The sequence below is a fragment of the Deinococcus seoulensis genome (assembly GCF_014648115.1).
Classification (GTDB): Bacteria; Deinococcota; Deinococci; order Deinococcales; family Deinococcaceae; genus Deinococcus; species Deinococcus seoulensis.
Genome location: NZ_BMQM01000034.1, coordinates 20,958 through 40,041, shown reverse-complemented (window position 1 = coordinate 40,041; position 19,084 = coordinate 20,958). Strand labels below are relative to the sequence as shown.

20 protein-coding genes, 1 tRNA gene and 1 pseudogene are annotated in these 19,084 nt (G+C 70.8%); 12 read left to right on the top strand and 10 right to left on the bottom strand.

Annotated elements, in window-relative coordinates:
- Positions 1 to 410 precede the first annotated feature (410 nt).
- The 3 genes from menC (at position 411) to IEY70_RS17725 (ending at position 3,240) form a co-directional block, all read left to right on the top strand.
- Positions 411 to 1,520 (top strand): o-succinylbenzoate synthase, encoded by a 1,110-nt coding sequence (gene menC / locus IEY70_RS17735; protein ID WP_189066359.1) that lies wholly within the window; start codon positions 411 to 413, stop codon positions 1,518 to 1,520.
- Between the two features lie 149 nt (positions 1,521 to 1,669).
- Complete coding sequence (locus tag IEY70_RS17730) at positions 1,670 to 2,539, top strand: acyl-CoA acyltransferase (protein WP_229778045.1); 870 nt, start codon at positions 1,670 to 1,672, stop codon at positions 2,537 to 2,539.
- Between the two features lie 113 nt (positions 2,540 to 2,652).
- Positions 2,653 to 3,240, top strand: coding sequence for a single-stranded DNA-binding protein (locus IEY70_RS17725; RefSeq protein WP_189066358.1), 588 nt, complete (start codon positions 2,653 to 2,655; stop codon positions 3,238 to 3,240).
- Between the two features lie 382 nt (positions 3,241 to 3,622).
- Here the strand turns inward: IEY70_RS17725 and IEY70_RS17720 are convergent.
- From IEY70_RS17720 to IEY70_RS17710, 3 genes and pseudogenes are all read right to left on the bottom strand, one after another.
- Positions 3,623 to 3,982 (bottom strand): annotated as a pseudogene (locus IEY70_RS17720) (pyrophosphohydrolase domain-containing protein); the annotation flags it as partial.
- A gap of 76 nt (positions 3,983 to 4,058) precedes the next feature.
- Complete coding sequence (locus tag IEY70_RS17715; protein WP_189066357.1) at positions 4,059 to 4,595, bottom strand: hypothetical protein; 537 nt, start codon at positions 4,593 to 4,595, stop codon at positions 4,059 to 4,061.
- A 514-nt stretch (positions 4,596 to 5,109) separates the two neighbouring features.
- The gene (locus IEY70_RS17710) at positions 5,110 to 5,766 is read right to left on the bottom strand and encodes a metallophosphoesterase family protein (protein ID WP_229778041.1); all 657 of its coding nucleotides are present in this window, start codon (positions 5,764 to 5,766) and stop codon (positions 5,110 to 5,112) included.
- A 147-nt stretch (positions 5,767 to 5,913) separates the two neighbouring features.
- Here IEY70_RS17710 and IEY70_RS17705 point away from each other — a divergent pair, with 147 nt between their 5' ends.
- Positions 5,914 to 6,438, top strand: a complete 525-nt coding sequence (locus IEY70_RS17705) for a GNAT family N-acetyltransferase (protein WP_229778039.1) — start codon at positions 5,914 to 5,916, stop codon at positions 6,436 to 6,438.
- Between the two features lie 129 nt (positions 6,439 to 6,567).
- Positions 6,568 to 7,467, top strand: a complete 900-nt coding sequence (gene rocF / locus IEY70_RS17700) for an arginase (protein ID WP_189066356.1) — start codon at positions 6,568 to 6,570, stop codon at positions 7,465 to 7,467.
- A gap of 389 nt (positions 7,468 to 7,856) precedes the next feature.
- Here rocF and IEY70_RS17695 read toward each other — a convergent pair whose 3' ends face one another.
- Both IEY70_RS17695 and IEY70_RS17690 read right to left on the bottom strand, forming a co-directional pair.
- Positions 7,857 to 8,447 (bottom strand): DinB family protein, encoded by a 591-nt coding sequence (locus tag IEY70_RS17695; RefSeq protein WP_189066355.1) that lies wholly within the window; start codon positions 8,445 to 8,447, stop codon positions 7,857 to 7,859.
- Positions 8,444 to 9,484, bottom strand: a complete 1,041-nt coding sequence (locus tag IEY70_RS17690) for a tRNA dihydrouridine synthase (RefSeq protein WP_229778038.1) — start codon at positions 9,482 to 9,484, stop codon at positions 8,444 to 8,446. Before IEY70_RS17690 ends, IEY70_RS17695 begins: the two co-directional genes overlap by 4 nt.
- A gap of 162 nt (positions 9,485 to 9,646) precedes the next feature.
- Between IEY70_RS17690 and IEY70_RS17685 the strand changes: the two genes are divergently transcribed.
- Both IEY70_RS17685 and argB read left to right on the top strand, forming a co-directional pair.
- Positions 9,647 to 10,153 (top strand): GNAT family N-acetyltransferase, encoded by a 507-nt coding sequence (locus tag IEY70_RS17685; protein ID WP_189066354.1) that lies wholly within the window; start codon positions 9,647 to 9,649, stop codon positions 10,151 to 10,153.
- Positions 10,154 to 10,253: 100 nt separating this feature from the next.
- Positions 10,254 to 11,003, top strand: a complete 750-nt coding sequence (gene argB / locus IEY70_RS17680) for an acetylglutamate kinase (protein WP_189066353.1) — start codon at positions 10,254 to 10,256, stop codon at positions 11,001 to 11,003.
- 36 nt (positions 11,004 to 11,039) lie between these two features.
- Here the strand turns inward: argB and IEY70_RS17675 are convergent, their stop codons facing one another.
- The 5 genes from IEY70_RS17675 to purE all read right to left on the bottom strand — a co-directional run bounded on the left by IEY70_RS17675 (position 11,040) and on the right by purE (position 15,256).
- Positions 11,040 to 11,609 (bottom strand): GNAT family N-acetyltransferase, encoded by a 570-nt coding sequence (locus IEY70_RS17675; protein ID WP_189066352.1) that lies wholly within the window; start codon positions 11,607 to 11,609, stop codon positions 11,040 to 11,042.
- 110 nt (positions 11,610 to 11,719) lie between these two features.
- A complete protein-coding gene (locus tag IEY70_RS17670) occupies positions 11,720 to 12,037 on the bottom strand; it encodes a hypothetical protein (protein ID WP_189066351.1) in 318 nt (105 codons plus the stop codon).
- 211 nt (positions 12,038 to 12,248) lie between these two features.
- A complete protein-coding gene (locus IEY70_RS17665) occupies positions 12,249 to 13,421 on the bottom strand; it encodes a VanW family protein (protein ID WP_189066350.1) in 1,173 nt (390 codons plus the stop codon).
- Positions 13,422 to 13,571: 150 nt separating this feature from the next.
- Positions 13,572 to 14,720, bottom strand: a complete 1,149-nt coding sequence (purK, locus tag IEY70_RS17660; protein WP_189066349.1) for a 5-(carboxyamino)imidazole ribonucleotide synthase — start codon at positions 14,718 to 14,720, stop codon at positions 13,572 to 13,574.
- Positions 14,717 to 15,256, bottom strand: coding sequence for a 5-(carboxyamino)imidazole ribonucleotide mutase (gene purE, locus IEY70_RS17655; protein ID WP_189066348.1), 540 nt, complete (start codon positions 15,254 to 15,256; stop codon positions 14,717 to 14,719). Before purE ends, purK begins: the two co-directional genes overlap by 4 nt.
- A gap of 63 nt (positions 15,257 to 15,319) precedes the next feature.
- On the opposite strand from purE, the gene IEY70_RS17650 reads away from it, so the two are divergent.
- The 5 genes from IEY70_RS17650 to IEY70_RS17630 all read left to right on the top strand — a co-directional run bounded on the left by IEY70_RS17650 (position 15,320) and on the right by IEY70_RS17630 (position 18,971).
- Complete coding sequence (locus tag IEY70_RS17650; RefSeq protein ID WP_229778037.1) at positions 15,320 to 16,528, top strand: bifunctional folylpolyglutamate synthase/dihydrofolate synthase; 1,209 nt, start codon at positions 15,320 to 15,322, stop codon at positions 16,526 to 16,528.
- Between the two features lie 48 nt (positions 16,529 to 16,576).
- Positions 16,577 to 16,652: transfer RNA gene (locus IEY70_RS17645), tRNA-Lys, on the top strand.
- A 151-nt stretch (positions 16,653 to 16,803) separates the two neighbouring features.
- Complete coding sequence (locus IEY70_RS17640) at positions 16,804 to 17,202, top strand: nuclear transport factor 2 family protein (protein ID WP_189066347.1); 399 nt, start codon at positions 16,804 to 16,806, stop codon at positions 17,200 to 17,202.
- A gap of 165 nt (positions 17,203 to 17,367) precedes the next feature.
- Positions 17,368 to 18,078 (top strand): 23S rRNA (guanosine(2251)-2'-O)-methyltransferase RlmB, encoded by a 711-nt coding sequence (gene rlmB / locus IEY70_RS17635; protein WP_189066346.1) that lies wholly within the window; start codon positions 17,368 to 17,370, stop codon positions 18,076 to 18,078.
- Complete coding sequence (locus IEY70_RS17630) at positions 18,075 to 18,971, top strand: aldose 1-epimerase (RefSeq protein ID WP_229778036.1); 897 nt, start codon at positions 18,075 to 18,077, stop codon at positions 18,969 to 18,971. Before rlmB ends, IEY70_RS17630 begins: the two co-directional genes overlap by 4 nt.
- Positions 18,972 to 19,084: the final 113 nt, after the last annotated feature.

The following is a 19,084-nucleotide window of genomic DNA, read 5'->3' as shown; positions in this document are numbered from 1 at the left end:
ATGCCTTGCTTGCGCATGGCTGTACTCATTGAGTACCGTTTTGACTTCATCCCCGAAAGGACTTCGGTCGGTTTTTGCGATTCTGGAGAACACCGGGGTGGTGTTCCGCTCGCACAGTCCTGTCGGACTGTCCTGTTCTCACATCTCTTCGCCTGTCATGCTTCCCGCCTCGCTTGAGGCTCAGAAAAGATACAGGCCAGCGCCGCATCTGTCAACACCTCTGCCCAGAGACTCGCTTGATCCTCCGGGAAACGCGCCTGGGGCGCGGGTTGCAGGATGCGGTCGCAGCAGGCCCCAGCCCCCTCTCCCCCGTTCATGTCCCCGGCCCGTTGCGGCACGGGCCACTCCGAACTTCCTGCGTCCCGCTGCACGCGCGCCGCTGCCCAGTCGCGGCCGCGCATACTGGGGGCATGTTCAAAATCGAAGCTGCCGAACTGATCGTTGCCCGTCTTCCCCTGAAGTTCCGCTTCGAGACGAGTTTCGGGGTGCAGACCGACAAGGTCGTGCCGCTGCTGGTGCTGCACGGTGACGGCGTGCAGGGCGTGTCCGAGGGCACCATGGAACGCGCGCCGATGTACCGCGAGGAGACCATCACGGGCGCGCTGGGGTTGCTGCGTGACGTGTTCCTGCCGCGCGTGATCGGCCAGAGTTTCGCGAATCCCGAGGCGCTGAACGACGCACTGGGGTCGTTCAGGGGGAACCGCATGGCGCGCGCCATGGTCGAGATGGCCGCCTGGGACCTGTGGGCGCGGCAACTGGGCGTGCCGCTGGGCACCCTGCTGGGCGGCCGGAAGGACCGCGTGGAGGTCGGCGTGAGCCTGGGCATCCAGCCGGACGAGGCCGCCACGGTGGATGTCGTGCGCCGCCACGTGGAGCAGGGGTACCGCCGCATCAAGTTGAAGATCAAGCCCGGCTGGGACGTGCAGCCGGTCCGCGCGACCCGCGAGGCCTTCCCGGACATCCGCCTGACCGTGGACGCCAACAGCGCCTACACCCTGGCGGACGCCGGCCGCCTGCGCGCCCTGGACGCCTTCGACCTGACGTACATCGAGCAGCCGCTGGCCTGGGACGACCTGCTGGATCACGCCGAACTGCAACGCCAGCTGAGCACGCCGCTGTGCCTGGACGAGAGCGTGACCAGCGCCCAGGACGCCCGCAAGGGACTGGCGATCCGGGCGGGCGGCGTGATTAACGTGAAGGTCGCGCGGGTGGGCGGGCATGCCGAGGCGCGGCGCGTGCATGACGTGGCGCAGGCATTCGGCGCGCCCGTGTGGTGCGGCGGGATGCTGGAAAGCGGGGTCGGGCGGGCGCACAACATTCACCTGTCGACCCTGCCGAACTTCACGCTGCCCGGCGATACCAGCAGCGGCAGCCGGTACTGGGAGACCGACCTGATCAACGAGCCGCTGGAAGCCGAGGACGGCCTGATGCCTGTTCCGGCGGGAGCGGGCACGGGCGTGACCCTGAACCGGGCGTTCCTGGCGAGCGTCAGCGAACTGCACGAGGAGCAGCGCGGCTGATGCTCCCGGCGCACGACGGCGACCAGGGCGGCCGTGATCCGCGTGACCGTGATCCAGACGAGCAGGTGCCGGGCGTCGGGCCGGAGGGCGGCGCGGACCAGACAGCCGGCCCGTCCACCGGCCCAACCACCGGGCGGACGACTGAGCGCATGGCCGAGGGCGGGCACGTGCGGCCGTTCGTGATCCGCGAGGTGACGGACCCCTGGGCGTTCCGGGCGCTGGAGCGGGTGCAGGTGAGCGCGTGGGGTTACCCGGACCGGGAGGTGCTGCCCGGCACGATGTTCCGTATCAGTGCCGTGACGGGCGGGATCGTGCTGGGCGGGTACGCGAAGTTGCCGCCGGAGGATCCGGCCAGTCTGGTGCCGGTGGGGCTGGCGTTCGGGTTCCCGGCGCTGCGCGGCGCGGAGGTCTGGCATCACTCTCACCTGCTGGCGGTGCATCCGGCGTGGCGGGGCACGGGGCTGGCGGTCGCGCTGAAACTCGCGCAGCGTGAGCGGGCGCTGGCGCAGGGCCTGACCCGCATGACCTGGACGTTCGATCCGCTGGTGTCGCGCAACGCGCGGCTGAACCTGGGCAAACTGGGCGCGGTCGCCCGGACGTACCTGCCGGACTGGTACGCGCTGGAGGACGACCGGGCCGGGGCGTTCCCGGCGGACCGCCTGCTGATCGAGTGGGACCTGACGCGCCCGCACGCGGAGCGTCCCGCGCCGCCGCCGCGCGGGCAGGTGGCGCTGGAGGCGCTGGACGGCGCGCAGGAGCCGGGCGCGGCGCGGTTATACCTGGCGGGCGCGCGGGTGCTGGTCGAGGTGCCGACCCGGCCCGAGACGCTGGAGTTGCCGGTGCGGCGGGCGTGGCGGGACGCGCTGCGTGAGGTGCTGGGCACGTACCTGTCGCGCGGGTACGAGGTGGTGGATCTGGCGCGGGCCGGTCACCGGGCGCATTACGTGCTGGCGCGCGTGACGGGCGGCGCGCAGCGGGAGGGTGGCCGCGAGGGTGGTGGGGCGGCCGGGGGACGCTGAGGACGGGTGAACGGGCCGGGGGTGGCGTAAGCCGGGCCACCGTGTTATGTTATTTACATAAGAAGCGACGGGCTATCTCCCGCCGCCTCCTGCCACCCACTCAAGGAGTCCACATGCTGCACATCGAATTCACCACCGACCTGGGCGCCCGCGTCACCGTCGACGTCGAAAACCCCGCCCAGCTGCTGGACATCCAGCGCCAGTACGGCCGCCTCGGCTGGACCAGCGGCGACGTTCCCAGCGGCGGCTACCAGTTCCCCCTGGAAAACGAGGCGGACTTCGACTGGACCCTGATCGGCGCCCGCAAGTGGACCAGCCCCGACGGCGAGGAACTCGTCATTCACCGCGGACACGCCTACCGCCGCCGCGAACTGGACGCCGTGGACAGCCGCAAGATGAAACTCCCGGCCGCCGTGAAGTACTCACGCGGCGCGAAAAGCACCGACCCCGACCACGTCCGCGAGAAATCCGACGGCGAATTCGAGTACGTGACGCTGGCCATCTTCCGGGGCGGCAAACGCCAGGAACGCTACGCCACCCCCCGGCAGGGCACGCAACCCACCCAGGCCAGCCGTCCCGCCCCGCAGGCCGCCGCGCCCGGCACCCGCCCGGCTGCCCAGCAGGCCCCGCAACAGGCCGCCCGGCCCGCGCCGCGCCCCGCCCCGGCCCCCGCACCCACCGACGACGAAACGCCGTTCTGAAGACCAGCGTCCTGAAGGTCATCACCCGCAGACCCTGAAGAGGCCCGCATCCGCCTGTGCCGGTGCGGGCCTCTTCCCTTTCCCTGCGCCCCTGACAGCGCGCCCCTGACAGTGCGCCTCCGAGAGTCATACGGACTGCCGTCTGTTTCGCCGACAACCCGGAACCCGCTTTTCTCCTCCTCTGCGGGGCAGCTCCACGAGTCGCATCCGCTCGGATGGAAGGGTCCTTGCAGCCCCTTCCATCCGAGTCCGTATCAGGCGTCGCGGGGGTCAGCTGTTCACGCAGGACGCGGCGCACGTCGGCCGGTTGCCAGCCCTCGGGCTTGAGGATCTTGCCGTCGGCGCGCAGCGGGCCGGACACCTTGTTCATGTTCGCGCGGTGCACCTCGGCGAATACCGCGTCGGCGTTCACGCCCAGACGGTCCAGCGCGCCGTACGTGACGTACAGCAGGTCCACCAGTTCGTGCGCCAGCGGCGTCAGGTCCTCGGCAGGGACGGCCTCACCGGCCTGCACGCGGGCCTCGAGCAGGGCGAACTCGGTCTCGACCTCCTGAAATTCCTCGCGGATCAGGGTGCGGCGCAGGGCCAGCAGCGTTCCGTCCGGCACGGTGGGCGCGGGAACGGGGCGCTCACCGATGGCCGCGTGAAAGGCCCGCAGGCGCGCGGCGTTCGAGATGAGTTCGTTCGAGGTGGGCTCGTTCGAGATGGGTTCGGTGGGACCGGCAGCGGGAACGGACTTCATCCGCCCAGACTACCTCCGCCCAGGCCACCCGGATTCCGCCGGGATCCGGAACGCGGCGCCCGGTGGGGGCGGGCATTCAGGGACGCAGTCGCAGCGGAGCGCCGCGCAGCGCCGGGTCGTCCAGTTGCACGCCGAGCGGCTGCACGCGCCCGTCCGGCTGCACCCGCAGCGTCACGGGCAGCGTCACGGCCCGCACCGAGCACGTTCCGCCGCTGACCGCGCAGGTGAACAGTTGCCCCGCCACCCGCGCCGGGTAGGGGCCGGGCCGCGTGCCTGCCGGGGCCAGCAGCGGCCAGCGCAGCGGGGCGGGCCGGGCGTAGTAGGCGCGGCGGGCCGGGTCCGGGTGCGGCGCGCCGCTCAGGACGCCCTCGTGCGTGCTCCAGGGGGTGGTCAGGGTCAGTCGGTTGGGCGCCTCGCGGTTCAGCAGGAAGTCCCGCAGCGCGAAGGTCAGGGTCAGCGTGCCGGGCGGCGCCGGGTTCACGCGCCCGGCCGCGCCGGTCACTCCGGTCAGGCAGAGCAGGGCACTGACGGCCAGCGTGGCGGCCCACCCGCCCGGACGCGCCGTGCGGGCACGCTGGGCAGCAGCGGGCAGGGCAGCGGCAGGCAGGGGCATGCGCCACAGCATAGCGGGGCCGCCCATGAACGCGCGCGGCCAGGGATGAATCGCCCTGACCGCGCGTGAAACGCCAACGTGGTGTGTCCTGTCTGTAGGTCCGGCCTGTGTGTCCTGCGCGTGACCTGTCGTGCCCCGGAGTTGAACCGGCCTGTTCCTGCTGGGTGCGGGTGGTGGGACTCGAACCCGCCTGCTGCCTGCCTTGGCCCGCTCGCGCGCCCGTTGGTGAAGAGGTGGGCGTCTCCCTCTGGCCTGATCGCCCGGCGCTGCCCGTTCCGCTGGGGACGTTCTGCGCGTGCGACCTCACCAGGCCGGACTGAAGTATGCCGCGCGTCTGTCAGGGCTGCATGTGCCAGACGTACACCCGGCCTTAAGTAAAATTGCGTGCCAGACCGCATTCAGCGTGACTGTCCTCACGGTTGCGCACTGCAGGTCCGGTGCTGCAGGTCCGGCACTGTAGGCCCAGTGCTGCAGGTCCGGTACTTCGCGCACCGGGGCTGCGGACCTCGCCGCGCTACAGGTCCAGCAGGCGGTACCCGTAGGCGTTCACGACCCGCGCGCCGCTGACCGGGTCGGTGTACTCGACCTTCTTTCCCTCGTACTCGTGAATGTGGCCGTGCACGACCAGCCGCGGGTGCCGCCGGGTCATGAAGCGCGTGATGGACTCGCAGCCCCGGTGCGCGAAGTCCGTTCCGGCGTGCGGCCCGGTGGGCGGCGCGTGCGTGAGCAGCACGTCCACGCCGCGCCGGGCGCGCCACGCCAGTTGCGCCAGTCCCACGCGGGCCTGCGTGTCCGTGTACTGCCCGTGGCCCTTCTCGCGGTAGCGGGGCGCGCCGCCCCACCCGGCGACACGCAGCCCGGCTTCCTCGACCACGCGGCCGTGCGCGGCGATCACGCCCCTCGGCGGTACGCGGCGTTCACCCTCGGTCACGAATTCGTTCTCGTGGTTGCCGTGCACGTAGATGACCGGGACCGTCATCTTGGTCGCCAGGAATTCCAGGTAGTAGCCCGGCAGGTCACCGGCGGCCAGGACCGCATCGACCGGCGGCACGCCCTGCGGGAAGCCCTCGCGGTACACGAACGGATGCACGAAATCCGCCAGGAGCATCAGGCGTTTCCCGAGCGGTTCGGAAGCTGGTGGGTGGTGGGGGTCTGGGGTCGCCTGGGTCATGAATGCTCAAAGGTGGGGCGGAAGGTGACGCCAGCGCGCCTGAACACAGGTGGCCGTCGGCGCGGGCCGGGCGGGAGGATGACCCCGAGTCTAGCCCGGCGCGTCCCGGCCGTCCGGGGGGCTGGCCATCCAGAGTACGCTGGTGCGGTGCCTGCGCTCTTGAGTCCCCGTTTACTTCTGCTGCCCCTGACCCGCGCCGTGATGGCACGCCGCCTGGAAGGCGCCGGGTTCGTGTGCCCGCTGCCCACCCCGGACGGCATGCAGGACGTGTACTTCCCGCCGGAATGGCCGGGGGACGCGCTGCCGCTGCTCCCGGCGCTGCTGGCTGACCTGAACGCCGGGCAGGGCGAGATGGACGGCACGTTCATCGCGGTTCACCGGGGCAACCTGACCGCGCTGGGGCAACTGGGCGTGCTGGGCGGCGTGAACGGACAGGGCGAGCAGCAGATCGGGTACGGCCTGACCCCGGAGGCGCGCGGGCGGGGCTACGCGACCGAGGCGGTGGGCGCGCTGGTGGCGCACCTGCACGCGGCGGGCGTGGTGACCGTGACCGCACAGACGGCCACCTCGAACCCCGCCAGCAGCCGGGTGGTGCAGAAACTGGGGTTCCGGCTGGTCGGCAGCGGCCACAGCGACCAGGACGGCCCGCTGAGCCTCTGGGCGCACACCTGAAGGCCACGCACCGGATCTGCGGAGCATGAATATTCACCTGAATACTCGCGGGGCGCGACTGGGTCACGCAAGCTGAAAATAATGTTGCAGCCGCAAGGCATACCCCGCAGCGACCCTTAAGCTGGGTGCATGAACATCTCGATTCTCGGTATTCCCATGGATCTCGGCGCCGGGCGACGCGGCGTGGACATGGGCCCCAGCGCCCTGCGGAACGCCCACCTGAGCCGCGCGCTGCGTGACCTGGGGCACAGCGTCACGGACCTCGGGGACGTGCGCGTGGCGCTGCCCGAAAGCATCGACAAGCACGAGGAAGGCGGACTGGTGTTCCTCGACCCGATCCTGGACGCCTGCCGCGCCGCCGCCGAACAGGTCGCCGCGCTGCCGGCCGGGACCTTCCCGCTGACGCTGGGCGGCGATCACAGCGTCAGCATGGGCACCGTGACCGGCAACGCCCTGCGCGGCAACCCGGCCGGTGAACGCACGGGCCTGATCTGGGTGGACGCGCACACCGACTACAACACGCCCCAGAGCAGTCCCAGCGGGAACATTCACGGCATGCCGGTCGCGGCGCTGACCGGGCGGGGCGACCCGCGCCTGACCGGCCTGGGCGGCGACTGGCACATGCGCCCCGAGGACATCGTCATGATCGGCATCCGCAGCGTCGACACCTACGAGCGTGACCTGATGCGCGAGGCCGGCGTGAAGGCCTACACCATGAAGGACGTGGACCAGCTGGGCATGACCCGCATTCACGAGGAAACCATGGAACGCCTGGGGCACCTGAGCCGCCTGCACGTGTCGTTCGACGCGGACGCCCTGGACCCCAGCGTGTGCCCCGGCGTGGGCACGCCCGTGCCCGGCGGCCTGACCTACCGCGAGGGTCACCTGCTGATGGAACTCCTGAGCGAATCGGGCCGCGTGACCAGCATGGACATCGTGGAAGTCAATCCCATCCTGGATACCCGCAACCAGACGGCCGAGGTCATGGTCGGCATGGCCGCCAGCCTGCTGGGACAGCGCATCCTGTAATCAACAGGTTCTTAACTTCAGGGCAGACCAGCGATGAACACGTAGTGTTTACCCCTCCCCCTTGAGGGGGGAGGCTGGGAGGGGGTGAGCAGGAATGGCGTTACAGAAGACGTGTTCCATGCTTTTCCCCTCTGGCGCTTGAACAACGTCCGCTCCATTGGTAATACGGGTTCCGTTTATTTCGCTGACAGACCGGAACACCACCGATCTGTCAACTCCACGTCCGGAGACGCGTTTTGCTGCTACTCGCTTCGCTCGGACCCAGCGGCTTTATAAGCCATTCAATCGGAGTCCGCACAATCATGCGCGGCTGATCCTGCAAGGCGCAGCGCCGCCCCTCTGATAGAGGGGCGGCGCTGCGCGTGCGGACCCGGTAGGACGGCCGGGCGTTACAGGTCGTCGCTGTCGGGGTCGGCAGCGTCGGGGTCGGCGGCGTCGAGGTCTGTCGCATCTGCGCTGGCCTGTCCGGGCGTGACCTGCGGGCGCGCGAAGCGCATGTAGTCCAGCCAGGGGGGCGTGTGGCCCAGCTGGCGGATCATCAGGGCGATCTGCGCGGTGTGCCGGACCTCGTGGGTCATGACGTTCCACAGCAGCTGGTCCAGCGTGACGGTGTCGCTGGCCGGGTCGTCCTGCACCAGTTTCACGCTGCGGTTCAGGTCCGGGTCGCTGTCCAGGAACGCGGCGGTGCGGCCGCTGACTTCCCGGCTGTACTCCAGGATCCAGTTCAGGTCGTACTGCGTGGCCTGCGGGCGCACCCAGTCGTGCGGGTACCGCTGGTGGACGCTGTCGCTCAGCACGACACCGTGAATCCAGTGGTCCTCGACGTCCGTGACGTGCAGCAGCAGGTCCTTGATGTTGTGGAACCGGTCACCGCTGTCGATCAGGTCGCGGTCGAGATCGGCGGGCGGCAGGGCCCGCAGGAAGTTCCACAGCTGGGCTCGTGCGGCGGACAGGTAGGAGTAGTACTCGCGGACGTTCATGAATGACCCACAGTATACCCGTTCGGGCTGTCCGTCATGCCCGCAGGGTCACCCGCGGCGTTCCCGGACGGCGCGTCGCCTTCCAGCAGGGGCCGCAGCACGCGCCGCACGTCCTCGACCGTCACGACCTGCACCAGTTCGTCCCGCAGTTCCGGGTAGTCCGGCAGGTACTTCGGCAGCACCTTGCGCAGCGGGCGCAGCGTCAGGCGGCCCGTGTCGTCGTCGTAGAAGCGGGTCTGCAACTCGGCGTGCCGCAGGGCGGTGCGGGCGCGGTCCTGCGCGCCGGGCAGTTCGTCCTGGCCGCTGGCGAGCGCCCGGAAGATCCAGGGATTCCCGACGGCGCCGCGCCCGATCATCACGGCGGCCACGCCGGTCCGTTGCCGCTCGCGCGCCTGGGCCGGAGTCAGGATGTCGCCGCTGCCTACCACGGGCACGCGCACGCTGGCCGCCACGCGCGCGATGGCGTCCCAGTCGGCCTGCCCGGTGTACCGCTGGGCGCTGGTGCGGCCGTGCACGGTGATCAGGGCGGCCCCGGCGGCCTCCAGGCCCTGCGCGACTTCCACGCTGCGGTCGTGATCCCACCCGAGGCGGATCTTGGCGCTCACGTCCAGGCTCGTGGCCTGCCGCATGGCGCTGACCAGTTCGTACGCGACTTCGGGCGTCTGGAGCAGGCACGCGCCGCCCTTCCCGCGGATCTTGGGAACGGGGCAACCCATGTTCAGGTCGATGGCGGCGGGCGCGAACCACGCCTCGGCCCGCGCGACGGCGGCGGCCAGCACGTCGCTTTCCGCGCCGAACAGCTGCACCACGCGTTCCTGCTCGCCGGGGTAGGGGCGGCCCAGGTTGAGTTTCTCGGTGTCGCCGCCGCCCATCAGGCCGCGCGCGCTGATCATCTCGCTGACGGTCCACAGGGCGCCCTGCTCGGCCGCGAGTTGCCGCAGGGGCGCGTCACTGTACCCGGCCATGGGAGCCAGGACCGCGCCGGGCCGGGCCAGTCGGGCGGCGTAGAAGCCAGGGGTGGGGGTGAAACCGGTCATCCCCGCAGGGTAGCGCACGCCCTTCCCCCGCAGGGTGAACCTGCGCTGAATTCCCCCGGCGGCGGCGTTCACCGGGGTCCGGCGGGCGCGCGGTACACTGGGGCAGACCGGCATCCGAATCATCCATTCACTCGCCCGCCCTGCCGGATGGGAGGCTTTACCTTGAACGTTACGCCGCTGGCGCTGCACCACGCGCCGCTGCTTCACCGTCTGTACACGTCCGCGCCCGGGTATTTCGACCTGATCAGTGCGCGCGTGCCGTCCCTGAGCGAGGTGCAGCGGGACGTCGAAATTGCGCTGCTTGACCCGCGCCGTTCCATGGAACTCGTGCATGACGACCAGGGCGAACTGGTCGGCAGTCTGGACTGCAAACGCGACTACCCGGAACCCGGTGACCTGACCATCAACCTGCTGCTGATCCGCGAGGACCGGCAGTCGCAGGGCCTGGGTGAACAGGTCGTCCGGCACCTCGAAACGCACGCCCCACCGGGCACGACCCGCATCCTGGCGAGCGTGCTGGGCAACAACCCGCGCGGCGCACGTTTCTGGGAACGTCAGGGGTACTCGTTCGCGCTGGACGCCCGCCCGGTCATGACCTGGTACGCCAAGCCGCTGTCCGGCCCGCCGCGCCGCACGCCGGAATCCGACCCGCTGAACCTGGTGCGGTGACTCTGCCCCGGCAGACCCTCCCGCGGCAGACCCTGCCCCGGCACTGACGTTCGCGGCCTCCTGGTGCCACGCCGTACACCCCACGCCGTACACTCTGTGCGTGATCGTCAAGTACGGCGGGAATGCCATGAAAAGCCTGGACCTGCGGCGCGCCGTTGCCGCCGAGATTGCCGCGCTGCGCGCCGAGTACCCGGTGGTGGTCGTGCACGGAGGCGGCCCGGTCATCGAGCGGGAACTCGCGGCGCGCGGCGTGACCAGTGAATTCCGGGGCGGGCTGCGCGTGACCACCCCGCAGGCCATGGACGTGGTCGAGATGGCGCTGTGCCAGCTGAACAAGCAGCTCTCGCAGGACGTGGGGGCCGCCGTGGGCCTGATGGGCCGCGACAGTGCCCTGCTGCGCGCCGAGGTGCTGGACCCCGACCTGGGCCGCGTGGGCCGCGTGACCGGCGTGAACGCCGCGCTGCTCCGCACGCTGCTGGGCGCCGGGATCACGCCCGTGCTGGGCTGCGTGGCACTCGGCCCGGACGGCGAGGCACTGAACGTGAACGCCGACACCGCCGCCGGAGCCGTGGCGGGCGCCCTGAACGACGGCATCGTGTTCCTGACGGACGTGGACGGCGTGTACCGCGCCTACCCCGACCCGGCCAGCCGCGCCGCGACCCTCACCCGCGCCGAGGTCGAGGAGGGCGTCGCGCAGGGCTGGATTGCGGGCGGCATGATCCCCAAGGTGCGGGCCGCGCTGGACGCCCTGGACCGGGGCGCGCCGTTCGCGGTGATCGCCAGCGGCATGCAGGCCGGGGTGCTGGCCGCCGCCACGCGGGGCGAGGCCGGCACACGCATCACGCCCTGAGCGTCCTCTGCGGGCACATCACGCCCTGAGCTGGCGTCACTGCACTTTCGAGAACACCAGCGTGTCACGCAGGCGCGTGTGGTCGCGGGGGTCCACGTCGTCGTTCACGAGGTGGGCGTCCAGGGTGTACCCCAGCGCGGCGGGAATGCGGGCGCTGCGTTCGTTCTGCGGGTCGCAGCGGATCTCCAGGCGGCGCAGGCGCAGGGTGTTCAGGGCGAGGTCCGTCAGGGCCTGCGCGACCTCGCGGGCATAGCCGCGCCCGGTGTGCGGCGTGGCGATCCAGTACCCGATCTCGCCGCGCGGAATCAGCCAGTTCAGGGCGTGGTAGCCGCTGCTGCCGATCAGTTCGGTGCCGCTGGCGTCCCAGACGTGGTAGCGCAGGTTCTCGCGCGTGTCGAATTTCTCGGCGGCCGAGCGCAGGTTCTCGCGCGAGGCGTCCTCGGTCATGGGGTGCTGCGCCCAGTGCATCCAGCGCTGCAATTCGGGCAGCGAGGCGTTCACGGCCCCCACCAGCGCGCGGGCGTCGGCCGGGTCGGGGCGGCGCAGCAGCAGGCGGTCGGTGCGCAGTTCGGCGGGAACGGCATTCAGGGCTTCGGCAGTCACCATGCCCGGCAGTGTAGTGGCCGCGCGGCGGGGCACACCACCAGCCGGATGACCTACCGCAGGCCGTCAGTGCCCGGCCAGATGCCCAGGCGGATGTACGGTCGGCTGCGCGCTCAGCGGATGGGTACCGAGCGACCCGATGGGCGGCGCTCGGTGAGTTCCAGGTACGCCAGTCTCATCAGCTGCCAGCGTTTCAGCCCCGGAAACTGACGGGCCTTGCTGTTCACGCGGCGTTCCAGCGCGGCGTGGTTGCCGCGGCAGGCGGCCAGCAGCCGCGCTTCCCAGTACACGTCCTGCGCGCCGTCGCGCCGGGTGGCGCCTGCGGGGGCGGTGGGCGCGCCGCGCCGGGCCGCGCGCCTGAACAGCCGACTTGTCACGGTCAGCGCCGCCGCGCCGCCCACCAGTCCCATTGCCAGTGTTGTCAGGATCACCCGCCCACCCTACCGCGCCCGGCGCGCGGACGACACGAAATTTCGCATACACCGGGTGTAGGAAACCGCAGCGGGGCACGGCCCGCTTAAGGACGTTGAAGCTAACATTGCGAGATTCCGGGAAATCGCCGGAATCTCTCCATTCCCGCTTCAACGTCCTTCCTCTGCTACGCGCTCCGCGCGGTTTATCTACAAGATAAACGCAGTGTACTCAGCGGTTCAGGCGGGGGTCATTGGGGTTCACGCCGTACACGGCGCCCCAGGGTTTATACACGCTTTTCAGGGTGTCGCTGCTGATGGTCTTGCCGCCCACCTTGATGGTGCGTTCGATGACGCTGGTCATGCCCTGCACCGGCTGGTCCAGTTGCCGCTGTCCGCCCAGGGCGACGCGGTCGTCGGGGGTGTAACTGGGGTCGGCGGGGGCCTTGAAGTCGGTCACGACGGGCCGGCTGACCGTGACCTCGCGGCCGGTGTTCGCGCCGAACACGTCGAAGCGCAGGGTCTGGTCGGCGCGGTTCCAGCTGGCCTGGATGAAGATGTGCTTGCCGGTGTCGTTCTTCATGCGCAGGTTCTTCTGCGGGGCGTACACGGTCGCCTCGTACCCGACGGGATCGTAGTACGACACGCGGTGGCTGTGCTCGTGGCGTTCCGTGATGGGCAGGCCCGCCTGGTACAGCGCGCGGAACACGGTGGTGCTGACCTGGCAGATGCCGCCGCCGTCCTCCTTGGTCAGGGTGCCGCCGCTGATCACGAAGCCCTTCACGAAGCCGGTGCTGGCGTCGATCTCGCCGATGGACTTGTTGAAGTCGAATTCCTCTCCTGGCGCGACGAACATGTTGTCCAGTTTGGCCGCGCCGACCAGGATGTTCTTCTCGCGGAAGTCCGGGCTGCCGGCGTAGCTGCTCTGGCCGGTGGCGACGTGCCACAGCACGCCCCGCCGCGCGAGTACCTCGGCGCTGCGGCCCGGTTCGGTGCGTTTGAAGGCCACCTCGGCGCTGTCCTTGCCGCCCTGAATGGCGACGTACAGGTTATGGCTGGTGGCGGCCCGGTCGAAGGTCCAGCCGGTCTGGCCCTGCGCGACCCAGCTGCCCTTCACGTTCCGGAAGATGGCGTTTCTGGGCGCGCGGGCGTTCAGGGTCTGCTCGATGCGGTCCAGGATCGGCGTGAAGGTGGTGCTGAGCTTGTCGTACTTGCGGCTGGCGGCGATGCCTTCAGCGGGAATCACCCAGGATTTGATGATGGGGTCCTGGTGCAGTTCGCCCTTCTGGATGCGGGGTTCGGTGGTGCGGAAGATCAGCTTGAAGGGCCTGTCGGACGGGCCGTCCTGGGCGTGGGCGCTGGCGGCCAGCGACAGGGTCAGCAGGGAGAGCAGGGCGCGGTTCATGCCCCCAGCGTAGGGCGCGCCGCGCGCCGGGCCGTGAAATCCGGCTTGGCAACGCGTTTACCACCACTACCGGTGACCTTGAGGTTCCGGGGGCCGTCAGCGGCGCGTCAGCTGGCCTGGGCGGTCAGGGTCTGGGCTGTCGTTGGGCCGTCAGGGAATCAGTGCCTCCAGCCGGGCCAGGTTGGCGCGCAGCTGCGGCGCGTCGGGCGCGACGAGGTTCACGTGCCCCACCTTCCGCCCGTGCCGGTGCGCCTTGTGGTACAGGTGAACGCGTGTGCCGCTCACGGCATCGATGGCGGCCCAGTCGGGTTCCAGGGGCTGCCCGTCCGGGCCGTCCACGCCGACGACGTTCAGCATGGCGGTGGGGTGCAGCGGCGCCCAGTCGCTCAGCGGGAGGCCCAGCACGGCGCGCACCTGCGCCTCGAACTGGCTGATCCCGCCGCCGTCCTGCGTGAGGTGCCCGCTGTTGTGCACGCGCGGCGCGACCTCGTTGACCAGCAAGTCGCCGCCGGGCAGCACGAAGAACTCCAGGGTGATCAGCCCCTCCAGGTTCCAGGCGTCCGCGACCGCGCGGGCCAGTTCGCGGGCGCGGGCTGCGGTGCCGTCCGGGACGTGGGCGGGGTACACGCTGGTCCGCAGGATGCCGCCTCTGTGGACGTTCTCGACCAGCGGCCCGAACGCCACCTGCCCGGACGGCGTGCGCGCCACGGCGAGGCTCACCTCGCGCTCGAAGGGCACGAAGCCCTCCAGCACGCACGGCACGCGGCCCAGTTCCGCCCAGGCGGCGCGCGCTTCGGCGTCCGTGTTCACGCGGGCCTGTCCCTTGCCGTCGTACCCGAGTTCGCTGGTCTTCAGGATGCCGCGCCCGCCGACCCGCTCCAGCGCGCCGTTCAGGTCGCCTTCCGCCTCGATGATCTCGAAGGGCGCGGTGGTGGCCCCGGCGTCCCGCAGGGCCTGTTTCTCGCGGGCGCGGTGCTTGCTGCGGGCCAGCAGGGACCCCGCCGGGCGGACCGGCACGCGGCCCTCCAGCGCGGCCAGCGCCTCGACCGGGATGTTCTCGAATTCCAGCGTCACGGCGTCGCACGCGGCCAGTTCGTCCAGCCCGGCCGGGTCGGTGTACGGGGCGTGCAGGTGCCGGGCGCACAGGCGCGCCGGGGCCTGCGGGTCGGGTTCCAGCACGGTCACGCGCACGCCCAGCGGAATGGCGGCCAGCGCGAGCATCTGCGCCAGCTGCCCGCCCCCCAGGATGCCCAGCGTCAGGTCACGCCCCAGTGTGGTGCCGGATGTCGGTGTGGTCATGCCTCGCCCGCCTGCGGGTGCCCGTCGAAGTGGGGGTCGTCCAGCACGCCCTGCGTCTGCGCGGCGCGGAAGGCGTCCAGGCGGGCGCGCACCGCCTCGTCGGTCGTGGCGAGCATCGCGGCGGCGAACAGCGCGGCGTTCTTCGCGCCTGCCGCGCCGATCGCGAAGGTCGCCACGGGCACCCCGGCGGGCATCTGCACGATGCTCAGCAGGCTGTCCTGCCCGCTCAGGGCGCGGGACTGCACGGGCACGCCCAGCACGGGCACGCGCGTGAACGCCGCCAGCATGCCCGGCAGGTGCGCCGCGCCGCCCGCCCCGGCGATGATGCACGTGAAGTTCAGGCGCTCGGCCCGCGCGCCGTACGTGGGCAGCAGCGCCGGGGTGCGGTGCGCGGACAGGACCCGCACCTCGTACGGCACGCCCAGGTCCCGCAGGACGTCCAGCGCGCCCTGCATCGTCTCGAAATCACTGCGGCTTCCCATCACGACGCCCACCCGGGGGGCGGCCTGGACTGCAAGATCGTTCACGGCCCGCATCCTACCCGGCCCGGCCGGGTCCGCGCTTCCCCCTGTCCGGGCCGGGCGCGCTAGCCTGCACGGGTGAACGCCGCGCACGACGACGACCCCGCCCGCTCCTCCCCCATCCGCCCGGACTACGACTGGCTGTACTCCCGGACCCGCGCGGGCCGGGCGCGCGGACCGCACGGCGCGGCGGCGCTGCTGGCGCAGCTGGGCGACCCGCAACAGGCGTTTCAGAGCGTCCGGGTGATCGGCACTAACGGCAAGGGCAGCACCTGCGCCATGCTGGAGGCGGGCCTGATCGCCTCGGGCGTGCCGGTGGGCCGCTTCACCAGTCCGCACCTGACGCACTTCGAGGAGCGCGTGCGCGTGAACGGCGCCAACCTCCCGCCCGACCGCACCGCCGCGTTCATCGCGTGGGCGCAGGCCAGCGCGCCGGACGCGGCGTTCTTCGACCTGACGCTGGCCCTCGCCTGCCAGGAGTTCGCGCGGGCGGGCGTGGGGGTCGCCGTGATGGAGGCCGGAGTGGGCGGCCGCAGCGACGCCACGCAGGCCCTGACGCGCGTGGCCGCGACCGTCATCACGAACGTGGACCTGGACCACGTGGGCGTGCTGGGCGGCACCGTGGAAGCCATCGCCGCCGACAAGGCCGGGGCGGCCCAGCCCGGCGTGCCCCTGCTGACCACCGCGACCGGCGCAGCCCTGACCGTGATCACCGCTGCCGCCGCGCAGGCCGGGGCGCCCCTGCTGACCCCGGACACCCACCCCACCCTGTTCGCGCTGCCGCGCCCACCCCGCCTGGAAGGACTGCACCAGCACCGCAACGCCGCGCTGGCCGCCGCGACCCTCCGCACCCTCGGGTACGGGCCGGGCGTGGACGCCGCCCTGAACGCGGCGCACCCCGCCCGCCTGGAACGCTTTCAGGTGGACGGCCGCACGGTCCTGATCGACGGGGCGCACAACCCGCACGCCACCCGCGCCCTGGCCGACGCGCTGCGCGGCACCCCGGTCCACACGCTGCTGTTCGGGAATCTGGCCCGCAAGGACACCGCCGCCACCCTGGCCCCGCTGCTCCCCCTGACCCGGCAGCGGGTGTTCACCGCGCCCGGCGACCTCGCCACCCCCCCGCAGGAACTCGCCGAAGCGCACGGCGGCGAGGCCACCTCCGACATGACGGCCGCCCTGACCCGCGCCCTGACCCTCACCCCGCCCGGCGGCACCCTGCTCGTGACCGGCAGCCTGTACCTCGCCGGACACGTCCGGGCGCAGCTGCTGGCCCTCACGCCCTGAACCCGGCTTGACAGGACGCGCACCTGCCCGTATACTTCCCCTCGCTCTGGATCGTTAGCTCAATTGGCAGAGCAGCTGACTCTTAATCAGCGGGTTGTAGGTTCGATTCCTACACGATCCACCAGAACAGACCCCCACCCCGCGTGGGGGTTTCTGCTTGCGGGGGTTCAGCGTGCCGTGGGCTGGCGCTCATGCGGCGCGACATGTGTTCACGTGGCGTTGGCTCGGTGGGTCTTGTTACGGGGTGCGGCGCGGCGGGGTGGTCTGGTGGGTGCATGACGAACGATCAGCAGACGGACGGGCAGACCACCACGCAGGCGTTCATGGCGGCGTTACAGCAGGCCGAGGCGACGGGCGACGTGACCGCGCTGCTGGCGCTGCACGCGCCGGACGTGACCCTGCGCAACCTGACGCAGCAGACCTGGGAAGGCGAGGCAGGTGCGCAGGCCTTCTGGGACACGTACCTGGGGAACTTCGAGGAGATCCGCAGCGAGTTCACGCACAGCCACGAGGCAGGCGGGCTGGGCGTCATGGAGTGGACGGCTTCCGGGCAGCTTCGGGGCGGGCATCCGGTGGAATACCGGGGCGTCAGCCTGATCGAACTGAGCGGCGGGAAGGTCACGGCGTTCCACACGTACTACGACAGCGCGGCGTTCGTGGTGGCACCCGCCTGATACGGACTCCGATTGAATGGCTTTGTAAGCCACTCAATCCGAGCGGATGCGAGTAGGAGGGAAAGGGGTTCCGGGCGTGGAATTGGCAGGGGCGGCGTCCTTCCGGGTGGAGGGCGAAACAGACGGAATCCGTATGACAGCGGGCGGGGCGGGTACACTGCCCTCATGTTGCTGTACGGTCGGAATCCGGTTTTAGAGGCGCTTCAGGACGGGCGCGTGTCCGAGGTGCTGGTCGCGCGTGGTGTGGAGGAAGCGTTCGTGGCGCAGCTCAAGGCGTCCGGGGTGAAACTCCGTTTCGCGCCCCGCATCGAGCTGGATCAGCTGGCGGGCACCACGCAGCATCAGGGCGTGATGGCCGAGGTCGAGGACATGGCCTGGGCGGACGTGGACGACATCCTGGCGCTGGCCGAGCAGCGCGGCGAGGACCTGCTGATCGTGCTGCTGGACGGCATCACGGACCCCCGGAATTTCGGGGCGATCATCCGCAGCGCGGAGGTGCTGGGCGCGCACGGCGTGGTCGTCGAGGAACGCCGCAGCGCGCCGCTCTCGCCGGTCGTGGCGAAGACGGCGGCCGGAGCGACGAGTTACCTGCCGGTCGCGCAGACGAAGAACCTGCCGCGCCTGATCGAGCAGCTCAAGCAGGAGAACGTGTGGGTGTACGGCGCGGCGGGCGAGGCGGCCGAGGACGTGCGCCGCATCGATTTCAGCGGGAAGGTGGCGCTGGTGATCGGCGCGGAAGGCGAGGGCATGCGCCGCCTTGTCCGCGAGAAGTGCGACGCGCTGGTCAGCATTCCGGTGCGCGGGCGGGTGCAGAGCCTGAACGCGTCGGTCGCGGCAGGCATCCTGCTGTTCGAGGCGACGCGGGGACGGTCTTGACCCTGCGCGTCGAGCGTGTCGCCAGTCCCGCCTTCGAGCTGGAGGTCCTGCCGGAGATGGGGGCCAGCATCCTGAACCTGCGCGCCGCGTCGGGCCGCCCGGTCATGCGGCACGTGGACCTGTCGGACGTGCAGACCAGCAGTCAGTGCGCGAGTTTCACGCTGCTGCCGTTCAGTAACCGCATCCGGGACGCGCACTTCACGTTCGCGGGCCGCGACGTGCCCCTGCGCGTGAACACGAAAGACGGACTGGCGCAGCACGGGGACGTACGCAACCGCCCGTGGCAGGTCGAGCGGGTGTCGGACTCGCACCTGCGCTGCACGTTCGACAGCCGCGCCTTTGCGGACATCAACTGGCCGTGGGCGTTCACGGCGCACGTCGAGTACCGCCTGCACGGCCCGCACTTCGACACGACCGTCACCCTGACGAACGAGGACACGACCGACATGCCCGCCGGGCTGGGCCTGCACCCGTACTTCGCGCGCGTGCAGGAGGGCGTGGACCCGGCGTTACAGGTGGGCGCGGACCTGACGTACGACACCGACGAACGCCTGTTGACGCTGGGCGGCGCGCGGCCCGTGCAGCCCGCCGAGGATTACCGCGCGCCCAGCCCGGTCGGCGAGCGGCACATCGACCGCACGTACACCGCGTGGGACGGCTTGGCCCGCCTGGACTGGGGCGAGCGGGCGCTGACCGTCACGGCCGACAACGTGTACTCGCACGTGGTCGTGTTCACCGCCCCGGACGGCAGTCTGGCCGTCGAACCGGTATCGCACGCGACCGACGCGTTCAACCTCGCGGCGCAGGGCGTGGCGGGCGTGGACCTGCGCGTCCTGCACCCCGGCCAGAGCCTCGCGGGCACGGCGCGCGTGACGCTGGAAGGCGCCTGGTAATACGGACTCCGATTGAATGGGCTGCAAAGCCTGTTCAATCCGAGCGAAGCGAGTAGGAGAGAAACGGGTTCCGGACGTGGAGCCGGCAATCCGGTGACGTTCCGGATTGTTGG